Genomic DNA, 16,836 nt, shown 5'->3' on the forward strand with positions numbered 1-16,836 from the left:
GCGTGGGTCCCGGCGTGGGAGGGGGTGAGGGGACACCAAGACCCGGCGCGGCTTCCGGCGCGGAAGGGGGGCGGGAGGCAAGGAGAACAGGCGCGTACTGGGGGGCTCCCGTCAGGTCCGGTCCCGTGGGCAGGTTCGGGCTGGCCACGAACTCGTCCTTCGTGGGCATTCCGATTTCCGGAGGGGGTTCGGGCGGCGGCGGAGGGGGCGGCGGAGGCGGCTGGACCTCCACGGGAGTTGTCGCAACGGGAGGGCGTCGGAATGCGAGATCAAGCCAAGAGGCCATGGGGTGCTCCAGGGGTGGGGGATGAGGACTTCATCCCGTGGAGTCCCCCTGGCCTGAACTGGCGCATTTTCCGCCCGCCGCCCGGAATCAATTCCCTCCGGTGGGGGCGTGAATCCTCAGCACATAGAGGAAGTCCTTGATGCTCCGACCCCGGGCCACGACCAGTCCCTCCCGCAGGATGACGGTCTCCTCCAGCCCATCCTGGAAATGCGTCAGGGGCGTGGGGTCCTCCTGACGATGGAAGGAGACCGGCCCTTCGCCCAGGACTTCCCAGAACCGGCGACGCGTGACGTCTTCCGGAGTGGCGCTGCCAGGCAACTCCTCGCGAGGCGCGCCCGTGGCCAGGTCGAAGAGGCGCGTCACCTGGTCATTGGACTGGGTGACGAGCAGGTCCTCTCCCACGGACACGGAGAAGGGCAGGGACGGATGCGGCAGCTCGTACTTGAGCGCGCCCGTCTGGACATCGAAGAGGCGCACTCGCCTGTCCAACCCACAGGCCGCCACGAGCGAGCCATCCGCGGAGAGCCCCACGGCCACGACGTCGTCGTTGCTGACCTGGATGAGCCGCAGTGAGCCCGTCGTCAAATCGTAGACCTCCAGCTCTCCGGAGGCGCGTCCCACGGCGATGCGAGGCGCGCGGGTCGCCGCCGCGTACGCGGGCTCGGGCTCCAGCAGGGTCCGGGTGGTCAGGACGTTCCTGCCGCTCGTCACCTCGTACACCCACACGCGAGCGTCCTCGGAATAGCCACACACGACGTGGGCGCCGTCCGGGGTGAAGGTCACCAGGGTGACGGGTCCCTTCGCGCCGCGCAGGGTGTGCAGCAGGGCTCCATCGGAGACGCGCCAGATTCGCACGCACCCATACTCGAGCGCCGCCGCCACCCACTGGCCGTCCGGAGAGAAGGCCAGCGGTTGTTTCATGCTGAGGCGCTTCTTCGTGTCGTTCGGGTCCAGCGGCCTGGCGAACAGGGTCCGCACCGGAGTCAGGCTCTTCGCGTCGAGCAACCGGACCCCGCGCCGGGCGGGCGTCTCCATCATGAGATGGATGCCATAGGCGGCCAGGGTCCCATCGGGACTGAAGCACCACGGCTGCATGGGTGTTTCGTCGAGGTCGGGAGGACAGTTGCGAACGCACCCCTGGGCGTCGATGGCGAGCCACGCGTCGAACCGCTGGGCGATGGCGAGCCCCCCCTCTGGCTGGCCCCAGAGCTGTTTCATGCGATGCGGCTCCGCCAGGAGGACGGGCGGCGGCGAAGCGTAGAGGTCGCTCACGAGCAGGCCGCCATCGGCCGCCGTCAACGCGAAGTGCTTGCCGTTGGGAGAGAAGGCCGCGCCGCGCTGATGGCCATCGGAGGGGTAGGGCCTGGACCACAAGGCCGTGCCTTCGCGGACGTCCACGACCTCCACCCGGTTGTAGGACAGCAGACCCAGCCGGCTCGTTCCGAGCCAGGCGACCTGGGAGTAGCGCCCCTCGCCGCGCGTGCCCGGCAGCCGGGTCCACGTCCGGGTGTCCGCCACGGCGATGCCCTCGAACACCGCCCAGGCAATCCACTCGCCATCCGGACTGAACTCCACCGTGTCGACGTATCCGTCGGAGGCGATGCGCTCCACCTGCGTCCACGTCGCGGTGTCCCAGATTCTCAGCGTGGAGTCGGAGCCGCCGCTCGCGAGCCAGCGCCCCGACGGGTGGAAGGACAGGCTCAGCACGGACTGCTCATGTCCCTTCAGCGTCTTCACCGGGCGGCCGGATTCCACGTCGAACACGTGCACGCGCCACCCCAGGTTGCCGGTGGCGAGCAGGCGTCCATCCGGGCTGAAGGCGACCGAGGTCACCTGTCCCTCCTGACCCGGAAACTCCTTCAGGAGCGCTCCGGTCTCCACATCCCAGATGCGGGCGTCATGGTCCCTGGAGCCTGATGCCAGTCGCGTTCCGTCCGCGCTCCAGGCCAGGCCCCGCACCTCGCCTTCGTGGCCCGCCATCACCTGGAGGCACTCGCCGGTGGCCGCGTCCCAGACGCGCACGTTGCCGTCGTCGGACCACGAGCCGGTGGCGAGCTTTGCCCCCGACGGGCTGTAGGCCGCGCACAGCACCTGGGCGTCGTGCCAGAAGAGCGAGTCCGCGCTCTCCAGGGCGCCACGCAGCGGCAGCAGGGACTCCACCCAGGGCGCCGCGCCCGCCGCGTCCCGTTGCTTCCGCCAGTGGTTCGCGAGCGCGAACAGATGCGCGTCGGGATGGCTCCACGGGCCCTGGCTCTCGGGCGCGAAGTGCGTGGCGGCGTCGGGCGCGTCGTGCCAGCGAAGGCGGTTGTAGAGGCTCTGGAAGAGGGCCTCGGGGTGCGCTTGAAGGAAGGTGGCGTCGAACTCGACGGCCTTGCGGAGGACTCGCAGCGTCCTGGGTCCGACGGCGGGGCCGTCTTCCTTCAACACGAGCGCGTCGGGCGGCGTGCGCGCGAGTACCTCGTCCAGGGTGGCGAGCAACGCCGCCACGCCCTGGGTGCTCACGAGGTTTTCGAGGGTGGAAAGCTCGGTGAGGGACTGAAGGTCGTAGGTCATCGAGGGTGGGACTCTCGCACGTCCGACGGCCCCTGTTGGAGCCCCCGGCTATGCGTTCTTTCGTCCACGAGGACGCGACGCCTTCGCCTCGGGAGCGTCGGTGGGGCCCGGAGCGTCCTTCAGGGCCATGACGGCCTGGACGATGTGCTCCGCGTCGATGCCGGCCGCGCTCAACAATTCCTCGGGCTTGCCGGAGCCGGGCAGGGTGCGCACCGCCAGGCGCTTCACGACAGGCAGCGGCTGGGGCTCGTCGGAGAAGGCCTCGAGCACCGCGTCCGCGAGTCCGCCTTCGGCCCAGTGGTCCTCGACGACGATGAGCCGCCCCTGGGTCTCCCGCGCGGCCTGCCGCAGCGTCTTCACGTCCACGGGCTTCACGGAGTAGAGGTCGATGACGCGCACGGAGACACCGGCTTCCTGGAGCCGCGCATGCGCGTCCAGCGCTTCGTGCAGGGTGATGCCCGCGGCGACAATCGTGGCCACGTCCTTGTCCGAGCGTCGGAGCACCTTGCACCCGCCGATGGGGAACTTCTCGGAAGCCGAGTAGAGGACGGGCGTCTTCGCGCGGGTGGTCCGCAGGTAGCTGATGCCGGGCAGGTCCACCAGGTGGGCCATCAACGCGGCCGTCTGGTTGGCGTCGCTCGGGTACAGCACGGTGCTGCCCGCGACGGCGCGCATCATCGCCAGGTCCTCGAGTCCCATCTGCGAGGGGCCGTCCTCGCCGATGGAGCAGCCCGCGTGGCTGCCGCACAGGTGCAGCGTCGCGTTGGAGACGGCCGCCATGCGAATCTGGTCATACGCGCGCGACAGGAAGGCCGCGAAGGTGCTGATGAAGACGCGCTTGCCCAGCACCGCCATGCCCACGCCGCTGGACACCATGTTCTGCTCGGCGATGTACATCTCGAAGTAGCGCCGCGGATGGGCCTCCCGCAGCTCCTCCGAGTACGTGGAGTTGGACACCTCCGCGTCCAGCGCGATGAGGTCCGGGTGCGCGTCACCGAGCGCCTTCAGGGCATCGCCGTAGACCTTGCGGGTGGCGACCTTCTCGTCGGTGGCGTAGCCCGGCAGCTTCAGCGGCGCGGCCGACTCCTGGGGGGCGGGGCGGGTCGCCTCCGGCTTCTTCACCTCGATGCGCAGGTGACGCTCACCGCCGAGCTCCTGGATGGCCTCGCGCGCCTTGTCCTCGGGCAGGGGCTTGCCGTGCCAGCCTTCCTTGTTCGCGATGAGCGAGTAGCCGTGGCCCTTCTCCGTCTTGAAGATGAGGCAGGTGGGCTTGCCCTTCGTGGACTGGGCCTCGGCGAGGGCGCGGTCGATGGCGCCCAGGTCATGTCCGTCCACGGCGAGCGCGTGCCAGCCGAAGGCGCGGGCCCGCGCGACATAGGCCTCGTCGTTCCAGCCCAGCTCCGTCGGCCCGCTCTGGCCCAGGCGGTTCATGTCGATGAGGGCGCAGAGGTTGTCGAGCTGGTAGTGAGAGGCCTTGTCGAACGCCTCCCAGACCGAGCCTTCCGCTGTCTCGCTGTCGCCCATCATCACGTAGGTGCGGAAGCCGCGCTGGTCCAGCCGCGCCATCAGCGCCATGCCCACGCCCACGGCGAGCCCCTGGCCGAGCGAGCCGGTGGCCACGTCCACGAGCGGCAGCACATGCGGGTTGGGATGCCCCTCCAGCCGGCTGCCGAGCTTGCGCAGCGACAGCAACTCCGCGTCGTCGATGGCGCCCACCGCCTTGAACGCCGCATAGAGGACCGGGCAGGCGTGACCCTTGGAGAGCACGAAGCGGTCGTTGTCGGGGGCCTTCGGGTGCTGGAAGTCGAAGCGCAGGTACTTCTGGAACAGCACCGCGATGATGTCCGCCGCGGACATGGAGGAGCTGGGGTGTCCCGAGCCCGCCGCGGTCGTCGCTCGGATGCTGTCGACTCGAAGCTGCGCCGCGAGCTCTGCCAGTGTGTCTGCCATCGTCTCTCTCCGGGCTGGGGACCCCCGTAGGGTGTTGACGGTGGAGTCCCTGGTGAAGCGGCGCGGCCATGAAGGGGAGGGAGGGTCCGAGGGTCCTCTCTTCGGAGAGCAGCCCGGCGGGGGGGCTCCTGGGCGCAGGCCCGCTCACGGGCGAACGTGGCATGGGCAGATTGAGGACCAGGGGAGGAACGTCCCAATGAATCCACTGCGTCAGCTCGCGGAGTTCGGCCAGGCCGTCTGGGTGGACAACCTCCAGCGGAGCTACATCACCCAGGGCACGCTCAAGAAGCTCATCGACGAGGATGGGCTCAAGGGCCTCACCTCCAACCCCACCATCTTCCAGAAGGCGGTGTCGGGCAGCGAGGACTACGCGGACCTGTTCGTGGCGGCGCGCGCCAAGGGGCTCTCCGCCAATGACGTCTACGAGCAGCTCGCGGTGCGTGACGTCCAGGGCGCCGCCGACATCCTCCGGCCCGTCTATGACGCGCTGAAGGGGAAGGATGGCTTCGCCTCGCTGGAGGTCTCTCCCCGGCTCGCGAACCAGACGCAGGCCACGCTCGAGGAGGCCCGGCGGCTCTGGAAGACGCTGGCGCGACCGAACGTGATGATCAAGGTCCCCGGCACGGAGGCCGGGGTGCCCGCCTTCCAGCAGCTCATCACAGAAGGGCTCAACATCAACGTGACGCTCCTCTTCAGTCAGCAGCGCTACCGGCAGATCGCCGAGGCGTACCTGTCCGGGCTGGAGAAGTTCGCCAAGGCGGGTGGAGACCTGAGCACGGTGGCCAGCGTGGCCTCGTTCTTCGTCAGCCGCATCGACGTGGCGGCCGACAAGGAAATCGAGCAGCGGCTCAAGTCGGGCGCCTCCGCCGAGCAGCGCAAGACCCTGGAGGCCCTGAGCGGCAAGGTGGCCATCGCCAACGCGAGGCTCGCGTATCGCATCTACCAGGAGCTCTTCAGCAGCGCGCGTTGGAAGGCCCTCGCCGCGAAGGGCGCGCGCGCGCAGCGCGTGCTGTGGGCGAGCACCAGCACGAAGAACCCGAAGCTGCGGGATGTGCTCTACGTGGAAGAACTCATTGGCCCCGACACCGTCAACACCATGCCCCCGGCGACCATCGACGCCTTCCGGGACCACGGCAAGGTGCGCACCAGCCTGGTGGAAGACGTCGCGGGCGCCAGGGAGACGATGCGCCAGTTGGAGGCGGGCGGCGTCTCGATGAAGTCCATCACCGAGCGGCTGGCCGTGGACGGCGTGAGGCTCTTCGAGGAGTCGTTCGACGCGCTGCTGGGGGCGGTGGGGGAGCAGCTGAAGAAGCAGTAGGCGCCAGCGCCTCGAAGGTCTTCCGGTGGGATGTGCCCTGGAGGTAGTCCCACGCCTCGGCATCCGTGAGCCGGCCTTCCGTCTGGGCCAGCAACTCCAGAAGCAGCTTCACCAGCGTGCCCTCGTCGCGAGGGGCGGTGTCCTCCGAGGTCTTCCTCAGGGCGCGCTGGATGGCGAGGGCCACCTGCGCGGCATGTTCCTCCGAGGCACTGGCCACCCGCGCCAGCGTCATGGACAGGCGCTTGAGGTTGATGAGCCCCGTGGGGCGCAACTCGCGCAGCATCTCCCCGAGCTCCTCGGCGGTGAGTCTCCCCGTGGCGAGCGCGGAGATGGCGGCGTCCACGCTCACGCCATGCTCACCAGGCTCCTTCGTCGCCAGACCCATGGCGAGCACCAGCCGGGCCATGGAGCCCAGGCGCAGCCAGGGGTGAAGCAACTGCTCGTACGCGACGACGTTGCTCCAGTTGGCCTCGCTCCAGTCGATGTTCATGGCCAGCTCCTCCGCGTGGCTGGCGAAGAACGCCTCCAGTCCCGAGGGCCAGAGCGTCGCCGCCCAGCGCGGGTAGGGCTTGCCGCCGCCGCCGTTCTCCTTGATGAGCATCAGGCCCGGAATGTCCTGGCGTTTGAGCTTCCCTGGCGCGATGGGCTTGGGCGACGTCGAGATGAACAGGTCGTGGAAGGTGAACTTGCCGGAGCGTCGCGCCTTGATGGTGAAGGTGTGCTCCGACTCCGGCGTTTCACCCCGATGCCTCCGCGCCACCGACACACTCACGTCCACTGTGTCAGGTGCGCTCTTGCCCAGCCCCAGGGCCCAGGCGACGAGCTTGAATGCGTCACTTCGCGAGCGGCTCGACTGCTTCAGCGACTCCAGGGCCTTCGAGTCTCGAACGGGAGCGAGCCGACACAGGGCGAGACACAGGTCCGAGAGCGGGGGCTCTTCCGCCTCGGGTGCGCGCGCCAGCAGGCGCGCCACCAGCGTCTCCGGAGCAAGCCACCCGCCCTCATGGGTGGGCATGGACAACAGGCCCTCTTCACGTCCCGCGTCCAGGGCCCTCGCGAGGTCGGAGATGCGTTCGCTCAGCAGTGGCAGGAACACCTCGTGTCCGGGCGTGAGCGCCGGCTCGGGAACCTCGCGCAGCGTGGAGTGGGCCTCGCCCGGGGACGCGAGCCATGCGAGCGCGAGGCCCGCGAGGCGAACCGCCAAGGATTCTCCATAGGTCTTCGCGCTCAGCTTCCTGGCGCGCTTCGCCAGGGCGGAGGTCCGCCGCGCGAAGTCGTCGGGACGCTGTCGGCCCAGTCGGGCCACGCCATCCAGCACGCGCTCGACCTCCATCGGATTGCCCGCGTCCTCGATGCAGGTGGAGAGCGCGGAGAGCAGCTCGTCGAGGCTCGCGATGGGCGTCACCGCGAAGCGCGCGTCCGTGGGTGAGGCCGGCGCGCGAGGCTCCCCGGAGGGCTTCTTCTTGTCCGCTGTCCTGGGAGGTTCCGAAGCCATGGGGCGCGTGCTCTCACCCAGCCATGCCTGGACGTGCTTCTTCAGCGAGGCGGCCACTCCGTCCACCCGCTCCTCGACGGCGGTGCGAAGGGCCGCGTCGGGCGTCTTCGCCAGGGACTCCAGCGCCTTCAGCACGGCCTTCTGCACGTCCACGGCCTCGTGCGCGAGGCCGGAGGCCAGGGCCCCCGTGATTCGCTCACGGGAAGCGCCGGACTCGCGCTCGCCGAGTGCCTTGAGGAGCTTCACCGCCTGCTGCGCGGTCCCCTTGTGCCGGGCCAGCAGCACGGGCTCCAGCGCGGGCAGGGCGGAGTCCACGGGCAAGGGCTCGCGGGCCTCCAGCGCGGTGACGACGTCGAGCGCGAGGCTGACCGTCGCGGGGATGGAGCTGCCCAGGAGGCGCAGATAGCGGTCCCTGTGTCGCGCCAGCTCCTCGGGGGTTGGCTCCAGGGCCTCGTGGAAGCGGGAGAACCAGCCCGCGCGAAACGCCGCGAAGTCGCGCTCCAGTGCTCCCAGCGTGGCGTCCAGCAGGCGCCCTCGCTCCAGCGTGCCCTGACGCATGTGCCGCAAGAAGACGGAGGCCCAGGTCTTGTCCTCGAAGGTGTACTTGTCCTTCGCCGCGAGGCTCAGCTCTCCGCTGCCCTCGACCTCGAACAGGCGCCACGCCTCGTGCTCCAGCAGTCGCGGGTCCGTGTCGAAGGGGTTCGGATGGAAGCGCGTGTCCAGGAAGAGCATGCCCGTGGTGTAGTTGTCATGGGTGGGGCGACGGGACACCCCCTTGCGCATGAGCATGCGCGCCACCCAGAAGTAGGACGGGGCGAGCGCGACGAGCCGCTCGGCCGCGTCTTCCAGCCAGTCCGGTCGCAGCTTCGCGGCCAGGTCGGCGGCCTCCTCGGGAAGGGCACCGAGGAGGCGGGGCGTCCAGTCCGAAGGCGGGACGGTGAAGAAACACAACATGGCCAGCACCCGGGAGCGTTCGCGCCGGAGCGCCTGTTCCTCGCGGGAGTCCGACCAGTGCTCGTCCCGGAGCGCCTTGTCCCGCTTGAGTGCCTCGGGGCCGAGCTGTCTTCGCTGCGCCGGAGTCAGTCCCTCCAGCAGAGTGGCGCAGGCGGCGGGGCTGGGAGCGGCGAGCAGCGCATCGAGGGGCGAGGTCGTCATGAGGCGTCGGGGTCCTCGGCGCGCTGGGCGTGTAGCTGCGCCGCGAGAAGGTGTTTGCAGGGGCCTCGCTCCAGGGCGTGGCGGGAGAACCAGGGGCAGCCACAGCGCAGCGGCTCTCCATCCGCGTCCAGCAGGGCGTGGTAGGTGACGTCCGCGCCGCGCACCCACCAGGCGTTCGGGGTAGAGGCGTCCGGTTCCAGTGCACCCGCCTCCAGCAGCGCGCGTGCGTCGGAGAGGCGGGGTGCGAGAGCCTCCACCTGCTCGAGGTCGAAGGGCAGCTCCCGGTGGAAGAAGGCGGCCGTCTGCGAATCGAAGCCCACCAGTCCCCTGACGCCGAGCACCTGGAGACCGTGCCACACGAGGTCCTCGGGCGCGGACAGCTTGCTCGCCAGCGCGCGGGGCTCCAGCACGGCCTCCCAGCGCAGCTCCGCGCGCAGCGTGGACAGCATCTGCTCCATGGCGGGGCGCTGTGCCAGGGCCGACAGCGTCTGCCCCTCGCCGGAGAAGCCACGCCACACTTCGCCGGAGAGCGCGAGCGTGAAGCGCAGGGCGCCCATGTCGAGCACGAAGGCACTGGCCTGGCCCCGAGGGTCCGCGTGCAGGACGAGTCGCTTCGCGAAGGGGACCAGGTCCTCCAGCACGCGCAAGCGCTCCAGGCCGGTGAGGCGCATCGCGCCCGTCGCCGCCGTCGAGCTCAGTCGCACCGAGCGTCCCTGGGGCACCAGGTAGTGCGGGCGCTTGTCGGTGCGTGTTCGAGGAAGGCCGCGCAGGAAGCGCAGGGCCTCCGTCGCGGGCAGCTCCGCGAAGGGCGTGAGGCGGGACAGGTACGCCTGCACCTCGGCGAAGCCCTTGAGCCAGCGCAGTGGCAGCGGCACCTTGCGCTCCACCACCCGTGCTTCGCCGCGCTGGAGCGCCACCTCCGCGTGGCCCACGGACAGCGCGAGCGGCTCCTCCGCGCGCACGGTGGCCAACGCCGCACGCATCGGCGCGTTGAAGTCCACGTTGGTGGTGCCGAACGAGGCGACGTCACCTTCGTAGGCCCCCGGCGTGAGGTCCACGCGGGCATAGGTGCTGGCGCAGCCGGAGAACCCCTCGAAACGCAGCATGCCGCGTCCGCATGTCACCACCGGGTCGGCTTCGAGCAGGATGCGGTGCAGCATGGCGGGAGGGACATGGAAGCGCGTCCCCACCACGCGGGACAGGGCGCGCAGCGACAGCGCCGTCAGCCGGGGTTGGAGCAGGCGCCCCTCGAAGAAGTACGGCTGGGGCGCGCCGCCGCCGGAGGTCATGAGGCGCAGCGCCTGTCCGCGCTCCTCGGCCACGAGCTCCGAAGGGCCGCTGTACTGATAGGTGTGGCTCAGGGCCGTCATGTCTCGTCACCTCACACCGCGTGGAGGCGCGGGGTGGGTGCGACGCTAGCGTGACGACCTGCCTTGTCCAGTGACGCCTGGCTCGCCTGCCGTGAGGTATTCCCGCGAATGGCGTGGATGCGGGACCTTCACGCCTGGTGTCAGGCTCGCTTGGACGATGCGCGGGGTGCACTCCGATGGCATGGTGACCTTCGACATGACCCGCCCCGCCGTGACGTTGCTCCTCTGCTGTGTTCCCTGGTTGGTGTTCGCGCAGGCCCCCGTGAAGGAGCAGTGGGTCGTCACGACGGACCTGTGGGGCAATCCGCTCTATCAGGCCCTGTCGCTGGAGCGGACGGGCAAGCGGCTGGGGGGCGAGTTCGACGGGGACACGTTGGAGGGTGAGCGGACGGGCCAGGAGGTCCGCTTCACCGTCACGGACTCAAACAAGGCGCGCTACACCTTCACGGGCAAGGTGAGCGGGGACACGATGCGGGGCACCGCGGACATGCCCGACACGAACAACGCCCAGGCGCGGGTGAAGCATGCCTTCACCGCCCGGCGCATCGCCGAGCGTCCCTCGGGGCCTCCGCGTCGTCACGAGTTCAAGCCCACCACCTGGTCCAACGAGTTCTCCGCGACGCGCGAGCCGGTGCTGACGCTCTGGGCGGGTGACACGCTGAAGACGACCACGCTCGACTCTGGTGGCGTGGATGAGCACGGCGTCACGAAGGCGCTCTTCGGAAATCCCCAGACGGGGCCGTTCTTCATCGGGGATGCGCGGCCTGGGGACACGCTGGTCATCCACCTGAAGCGCGTGCGCTTGAATCGGCGTCACGCGGACAGTCTCGACAGTATCGTCGGAAGGGCGATGACGCCCGCGCTGGCGGCGAAGGCGACGGAGTTGGGCAAGCCCGTGCGCTGGACGCTGGACTGGGAGAAGGGCGTCGCGAGCCCTGAGACGCCGACGGAGCGACTGAAGGACTACACGGTGCCGCTGCGGCCCATGCTGGGAGGACTGGCGGTGGCGCCGGGCTTCGGTCTGCCTGCCTTCTCCACCGGAGACACGGGGCGCTTCGGTGGGAACATGGACTTCAACGAGGTGGTGGAGGGCAACACCGTCTACCTGCCTGTCTTCCAGCCGGGGGCGCTGCTCTATCTGGGTGATGCCCATGCCGCGCAGGGCGACGGTGAGACGTCACAGTACGCGTTGGAGACGTCGATGGAGGTGGAGCTGACCGTGGACGTCGTGCACGGCAAGGCGCCGTCGATGCCCCGGGTGGAGTCTCCCACGCATCTCATGGTGCTCGGGCAGGCGGGCTCGCTGGATGATGCGCTGCGCTCGGCGACCAGCGGCATGACGCAGTGGCTGGAGCAGGACTACGGGCTGTCGTTGTCGGAGAGCGCGCAGGTGTTGGGCACCAGCGTGCAGTACGTCGTCGCAAACCTCGCGGGGCGAAGCGTCGGCGTCGTCGCGAAGCTGGACAAGTCGCGACTGGCGAAGCTCCGCGCCACGGGGAAGTAGCGCGCGGCTCAGAACTTGAAACCGTCGAGCTGCAACTGACACGTGTCCGGGTCGACTCCCGACTGGACCCTGTGCGTGTTCCGCGTCATGGGATTCTCCAGTGCGGTCTGTTTCGCATCGGGCCACTCTCGTGGGTTGTCATGCGAGCGCATCAGGCCGGGCCGGCCGTTGAACATCCACGGCCGACCCTGGTGACGCCGTGACTCACGTCACCCGCGAGCCACGTCAGGGGAAGAAGGGCGAGCGGTCACAGGAGAGGCTTCCTCCCGCGCGGTACAGCATGTCCTGGTAGACGATGGTGTTGTTGATGGGGAAGGCGCTCGTCACGGAGGCCACCGTGGCGCCATTGCGCACCAACCGGAAGCTCGGCGTCCCCTGCTGGAGCGGGACTCGGAGCGACTGGATTCCCGCCGCCACGTTCGTGCGCTGAACGCTGCCCGCCAGCTCGATTTCCAGCGTCGCGGGCGCCGTCAGGAACGCGAGCAGCTCGATTTCGTTCACCGCGGGCGCGCCATTCACCAGCCGGTAGACGGCGCTCTGCTTCGTCAGGTCCGGCGCCGCGCTCGTCGAGTGCCGCCGGTGGAAGTAATACAACCCATCCCGGACGATGGGCGGCTGCACGCCTGTCTTGAACCACGCGGTGTAATACGCCGTCAGGTCGAAGGCGGCCCACTGCGTGCCGGAGGACGGGGAGAACTCCGTCGCCTCCGAATAGTCATTCCACGTGATGAGCTGCACCCAGTCCGCGCCGCCCTGGATGGCCGCGCTCCACAGGGCCCGGAGCGCCTGCGAGTTGTTCGCCTCCGTGTAGACGAGGTCCTTGGGGCGGGAGTCCTGCAAGGCCACCGGTGCCATCCACTGGAGCCCCATGCCGTGCGCCGTGCCGGGGTTGGCCAACTGCCCCGAGGCGCCGGAGAGCGTCCGGCTGCCCCAGGTGGACGTGCCATGCAACGGCACCACCGCCTTGAGTGCGTTCGTCTGCGCCACCCACGGGTTGACGTACACGGGCCACAGCGCCGAGGGGATTCCGCGTGCCTGGAGGGCCTGGACGACGGAGGCCCACCACTGCGGCGTGCGCTTGTCGGCGTAGTACGGCGCGAGCAGCAGGCGCCCATCGTCCAGGTGATACACCGCCGGGTGCGAGGCCACCGATGCGATGGAGTTCACGAACGCCGTCAGCGCCTCCGCGTCGGTGCCCGAGTACGTGGAGGTCAGGTCCGGCATGAGGACGATGCGGAACCCGCTGTCGACGTTGCTCGCGGCCTGCAACAGCTTCAGCAGGCGGTTCCAGTGCGTACCGGTGTGGTTGAGGATGTCGTAGGTGAAGCCGTCCAGGCCCAGCGCCGAGGCGCGGCGCACCTCCAGTTCGAAGTTCGCCAGCTCGTAGTCCACGCCCGCCGCGCGAGGTGCCTGGGGCAGGGGCCGCTGCTTGAGCAGACCGCCGCAGTACGCGAACTTGGAGTTCTCCCCGGTGGGCACCAGGTAGTGGCGCGCGTAGTAGTCAACCGACGGCTCCCGGTTGTCGAGGGAGAGCGGGTAGGGCGAGAAGTAGTGCGCGAAGACCTTCTTCGGTGATGCGCGCAGCGTGCTCAGGGCCGGCAGGTCCAACGGCCAGCACGGCGTGGCGGGCGCGGAGGAGACGTCCGCGGTCAGCTCCAGGTCGAAGCTCAGGTCCGACGAGTTGAGCGTGGACTGGTGCACCTCCACCGCGAGCACGTTGGTGCCCGCGATGAGCGCGGTGACGGGCACGGCGGTGCTGTGCCAGGTCAGCTCGGCGCTGTCGGCGATGACGGTGCTCGCCAGCGTCGACGCCGTCACCGTGCCCGCGGGCAGGTTGCTGCGAAGGACCTCCTGCCCGTTCAGGTAGACGACGGCGCCGTCATCGCGCAGCAGCCGCAGCACCATGTTGCTCACCCGGGAAGGGTCCGCGACGGTGAACGTCCCGCGCAGCCAGGTCGTCACGTAGCGCGACGACGTGCTGGGTCCGTAGGAGACGACCGTCGCCTCGTCGCCGTCGCCATAGCCGAGCTGCGCGGAGCCCTGCTTCCACGCCGTGTCCGTGTAGCCCACCGCCGTCCAGCCCGCGCCCGGGTCCACGCCCGTGTCGCGATATCTCCACACGCTGCCCGGTGCGACGAGCGTGCTGACCTGGAGGCCCGCCTCCGTTGTCGTGGAAGGCGGTGGGGCTTCCTCGGGCCGGGAGGCGGGGCCGCAGGCTCCGAGGAAGGGAAGGAACAACGCAAGGCAGACCGCTCGACGAGGGGGTGTGGAGAGCATGGAGGTGTCGTCTTCCAGGGGGTGTGTAAAAACCGGAAGACTTCCAATCCATTGATAACAAGCAACGCTCTGTCTTGTCCCAGCTAGAAAATCGAGTCCTTGTCGGTGAGGTTGTAGACCTCCTGCACGTCGCGCAGCAGCTTGGGGAAGTCCAGCTCCAGGTCCCTCAACAGGCCGGTGCGCATGTCGAACACCCAGCCGTGCACGGTGGGGAAGCCCTTCTCCACGTAGCTGCGCTGCACGGCGGCCGTCTTGACGATGCTGATGCACTGCTCGGTGACGTTCAGCTCCACGAGCCGCGCGTAGCGGGCCTCGGGGTCCGTGAACGTGTTCAGCTCCGCCTTGTGGAGCCGGTAGACGTCGCGCACGTTGCGCAGCCACGGGTTGAGGATGCCCAAATCCTTGGGCTGCATGGCCGCCTTCACGCCCTGACAGCCGTAGTGGCCGCAGACGATGATGCGCTTCACCGACAGGTGGCGGACCGCGTAGTTGATGACCGACATCACGTTCAGGTCGACGTTGTTGACCAGGTTCGCGACGTTGCGGTGGACGAAGACGTCCCCGGGCTCCACGCCCATGATTTCGTTGGCGGGCACCCGGCTGTCGGAGCAGCCGATGTAGAGGTACTCCGGGTTGTGTTCCGCGGACAGACGCTCGAAGTACTGCGGGTCGTCCTTCGTCTTGTCGGCGGACCAGCGGCGGTTGTTCTCGAAAATCTTTTCGTAGGAGGGCACGGTCCCGGTGCATGCCGCCCCTGCGCCCCCGCGTCAACGGGGACGTGTCATTTCCGGTTCGCGGTGGACACGCCTCAGCGGGCGAGCTGGATGAGCCTGGGCGGTGAAGCCCTCAGCTGGCGCATGTCGACGAGGATGTCGTACGCGCGGGACTCGGGCAGGACGGGACCCGCGGCGAAGCGGTAGAGGCTCCGCGTGTCCTTCTCCTGGGGGAAGCGCTCCCGGACGGCGGTGGCGAGCAGCTCCTTGGCCACCCACTCGGTGTCGACAGACACGGAACCGAACTCGTCCAGATAGCGCTGGGACGCGGCGGAGTCTCCCTGCCGCGCGGTGAGGACGAAGACGCGCGGCTTGCGCGCGGGGACGATGGCGGAGGCCCCCTGCCGCATCAGCGCCAGCTCCCGCTCCTGCGGCACCGCGAACAGCTCCACGGACTGCTGATGCGCGAGCAGGGCGCTCACCGCGACGAACCCGCCCAGCAACGCCACGGCCACGCGAGGTCCCCGCGTGGGAAACCGGTCCCCCAGCTTCACCATCGCGGCGAAGAAGAACACGCTCCACACCCCCGTGAGGGCATAGAGGGTGCGGTACGTGGGCCACCGCTCGCTGGCGAGCAGGCTCGCGCAGTACGCGACGCCCGACAGGCCCACGAGCGCCACCACCCACGTCCCCACGCCGACGCGTCCCGTGCGACGCCCCTCGACGACGAGCCCCAGCGCGAGCACCGTCAGCGTCACGCCCACCATGGGCCAGTACCCCCACGAGGGCGCGGCGTCCGTGTCGTTGAGCGCATTCAGCGCCAGGGCATTGGGCAGCACCTGGGTGACGAACCAGACCGCCTTGGCCACGAAGTGCCGCTCCAGCACCATGCGCGGCGACGGGGTGAACACCCCCAGCGCGAACATCATCCGGGTGACGACATACGCCAGCCCCAGTCCCCCGCCCACGACGAGCACGTGGCTCGCGAGCCAGCGCGCGGACGCGCGCACGTCGTCGAAGCGCCGCGTCACCAGCGCCGCCGCGAGCAGCACCGCGTAGAACGGACCGCTCGCCTGATAGATGAGCGTCGACGCGGCCAGGGCCACTACCCCGCCCACGCACCAGGACACGCTCCGCGCTCCGCCCGTCGAGGTGCCCACGCCTCTTCGCGCCAGGGCGAACGCCCCCACGCTCAAGAGCAGCGCCACCGCCTGGGGCCAGCAGATGCTCCAACTGGCGACCACCTGCGCGGAGGGAATCACGATGAGGAAGGCGGCGAGCAGCGCGGCGGGAGACCTCCGCCACCCCTCGGCCCGGAACAGGAGGTAGAGCGCGAGCGACAGCAGGGCCAGCCCCAGCACGCCCAGGGCCCGCAGGCCGCCCAGCCCATCCACGTCGTCGACTTCACGCGTGGAGCGCTCCAGGAGCCAGCCGTACAGCGGACGGCCCATGGCGCCGCACACCCGCAGAATCTTCCCAGGCTCCTCGCGGGCCTCCCTCAGAATCGCGTAGTCGTCGCGCAGGCCATAGTCCAGGGAGATGGCGCTGCCATAGACGACCCAGGGAAGCAGGAAGAGCAGGGCGGCCGTACCCAGTGCTCGGAAGGCACCTGTCGTGATGCGTGTCTGCAGGGGGAACCTCTGAAGGCTCGCGAGCCTAGCAGAGTCGTATGACGCGTCTCGGTATGCGTGAAGTCTCACGCCAGAGTGAAACGTCCCACAACGACTTCACCGCCCGGCCGCCCAGGCCCATGCGGCGTGTCCCTCTGGACGAAGCAGCAGCCCTTCCAGGCCGTGGAGTGGGGTGGCGTCGTCGGAAATGTCGAGTTCCAGCACCTCCAGCCTCGGTGTCCAGCCTGGCGCGGGCCCCCACCGGGTGGGCGGGTGGGGGCCGCGCTTCGCGTGCAGGGCGGCCCCCGCCCGTCCAACCCGGCAGTGAGGGCAGGGCCCGGTGGGGCGAAGGCACGGGCGCGTCCGGGTAGGCGACATCGAGTCCTCCGAGGTGCTCGGCGAGCGGCGTCACCGGCGAGCAGCACGCGGCCTTGCCGGTACGCCTCCGCCAGCCGCGTCTCGTTGCCGAAGCGCGACAGCCACCGGGGCTCTCGCATCCCGAAGTCGGAGCCCGCCACGCGCGTGAGGCTCGCCCGCAGCTCGTCCAGGGGGGAGCGGCTGCTTGAGGGGCGTGTGCTCGCGCCGGGCGTCCGCGACGATGCCAT

10 protein-coding genes are annotated in these 16,836 nt (G+C 69.5%); 2 read left to right on the top strand and 8 right to left on the bottom strand.

The genetic code is table 11. The annotated features are described in order from the left end of the window. Positions 1 to 373: 373 nt before the first annotated feature. Both HUA78_RS32975 and HUA78_RS32980 read right to left on the bottom strand, forming a co-directional pair. Positions 374 to 2,839 carry a WD40 repeat domain-containing protein gene (locus HUA78_RS32975; protein WP_174477951.1) on the bottom strand — a complete coding sequence of 822 codons (2,466 nt, stop codon included), beginning with the start codon at positions 2,837 to 2,839 and terminating at the stop codon, positions 374 to 376. A 48-nt stretch (positions 2,840 to 2,887) separates the two neighbouring features. Continuing rightward, on the bottom strand, positions 2,888 to 4,789 hold the full coding sequence (locus HUA78_RS32980; RefSeq protein ID WP_174477952.1) for a transketolase: 1,902 nt from the start codon (positions 4,787 to 4,789) through the stop codon (positions 2,888 to 2,890). A 196-nt stretch (positions 4,790 to 4,985) separates the two neighbouring features. Here HUA78_RS32980 and tal point away from each other — a divergent pair, with 196 nt between their 5' ends. Further along, positions 4,986 to 6,107: a transaldolase gene (tal, locus tag HUA78_RS32985; RefSeq protein WP_174477953.1), complete on the top strand. Its 1,122-nt coding sequence runs from the start codon at positions 4,986 to 4,988 to the stop codon at positions 6,105 to 6,107. Here the strand turns inward: tal and HUA78_RS32990 are convergent. Both HUA78_RS32990 and HUA78_RS32995 read right to left on the bottom strand, forming a co-directional pair. Then, positions 6,013 to 8,757 carry a DUF6493 family protein gene (locus HUA78_RS32990; protein WP_174477954.1) on the bottom strand — a complete coding sequence of 915 codons (2,745 nt, stop codon included), beginning with the start codon at positions 8,755 to 8,757 and terminating at the stop codon, positions 6,013 to 6,015. The two genes, tal and HUA78_RS32990, sit on opposite strands and share 95 nt — an antisense overlap. Continuing rightward, positions 8,754 to 10,127 carry an SWIM zinc finger family protein gene (locus HUA78_RS32995; RefSeq protein ID WP_174477955.1) on the bottom strand — a complete coding sequence of 458 codons (1,374 nt, stop codon included), beginning with the start codon at positions 10,125 to 10,127 and terminating at the stop codon, positions 8,754 to 8,756. Before HUA78_RS32995 ends, HUA78_RS32990 begins: the two co-directional genes overlap by 4 nt. Positions 10,128 to 10,308: 181 nt before the next feature. On the opposite strand from HUA78_RS32995, the gene HUA78_RS33000 reads away from it, so the two are divergent. Beyond that, a complete protein-coding gene (locus HUA78_RS33000; RefSeq protein ID WP_254624023.1) occupies positions 10,309 to 11,631 on the top strand; it encodes an acetamidase/formamidase family protein in 1,323 nt (440 codons plus the stop codon). Between the two features lie 225 nt (positions 11,632 to 11,856). Here HUA78_RS33000 and HUA78_RS33005 read toward each other — a convergent pair whose 3' ends face one another. From HUA78_RS33005 to HUA78_RS33020, 4 genes are all read right to left on the bottom strand, one after another. Continuing rightward, positions 11,857 to 13,908 carry a glycoside hydrolase family 71 protein gene (locus HUA78_RS33005; protein ID WP_174477957.1) on the bottom strand — a complete coding sequence of 684 codons (2,052 nt, stop codon included), beginning with the start codon at positions 13,906 to 13,908 and terminating at the stop codon, positions 11,857 to 11,859. A gap of 83 nt (positions 13,909 to 13,991) precedes the next feature. Beyond that, positions 13,992 to 14,642 (bottom strand): carbonic anhydrase, encoded by a 651-nt coding sequence (locus tag HUA78_RS33010; protein WP_141642538.1) that lies wholly within the window; start codon positions 14,640 to 14,642, stop codon positions 13,992 to 13,994. Positions 14,643 to 14,716: 74 nt separating this feature from the next. Then, the gene (locus tag HUA78_RS33015) at positions 14,717 to 16,321 is read right to left on the bottom strand and encodes a hypothetical protein (RefSeq protein WP_371745709.1); all 1,605 of its coding nucleotides are present in this window, start codon (positions 16,319 to 16,321) and stop codon (positions 14,717 to 14,719) included. Further along, entirely contained in the window at positions 16,318 to 16,836 is a 519-nt protein-coding gene (locus HUA78_RS33020; protein WP_174457778.1) for an FAD-dependent monooxygenase, read from the bottom strand. Before HUA78_RS33020 ends, HUA78_RS33015 begins: the two co-directional genes overlap by 4 nt.

The sequence above is a fragment of the Myxococcus sp. CA033 genome (genome assembly GCF_013336625.1).
GTDB lineage: Bacteria > Myxococcota > Myxococcia > Myxococcales > Myxococcaceae > Myxococcus > Myxococcus llanfairpwllgwyngyllgogerychwyrndrobwllllantysiliogogogochensis.

Bases quoted from the DNA above. Each gene is read 5' to 3' on its own strand.
- HUA78_RS32975 (WP_174477951.1), bottom strand. From the start codon at position 2,839: ATGACCTACGACCTTCAGTCCCTCACCGAGCTTTCCACCCTCGAAAAC.
- HUA78_RS32980 (WP_174477952.1), bottom strand. From the start codon at position 4,789: ATGGCAGACACACTGGCAGAGCTCGCGGCGCAGCTTCGAGTCGACAGC.
- tal (WP_174477953.1), top strand. From the start codon at position 4,986: ATGAATCCACTGCGTCAGCTCGCGGAGTTCGGCCAGGCCGTCTGGGTG.
- HUA78_RS32990 (WP_174477954.1), bottom strand. From the start codon at position 8,757: ATGACGACCTCGCCCCTCGATGCGCTGCTCGCCGCTCCCAGCCCCGCC.
- HUA78_RS32995 (WP_174477955.1), bottom strand. From the start codon at position 10,127: ATGACGGCCCTGAGCCACACCTATCAGTACAGCGGCCCTTCGGAGCTC.
- HUA78_RS33000 (WP_254624023.1), top strand. From the start codon at position 10,309: ATGGTGACCTTCGACATGACCCGCCCCGCCGTGACGTTGCTCCTCTGC.
- HUA78_RS33005 (WP_174477957.1), bottom strand. From the start codon at position 13,908: ATGCTCTCCACACCCCCTCGTCGAGCGGTCTGCCTTGCGTTGTTCCTT.
- HUA78_RS33020 (WP_174457778.1), bottom strand. From the start codon at position 16,836: ATGGCATCGTCGCGGACGCCCGGCGCGAGCACACGCCCCTCAAGCAGC.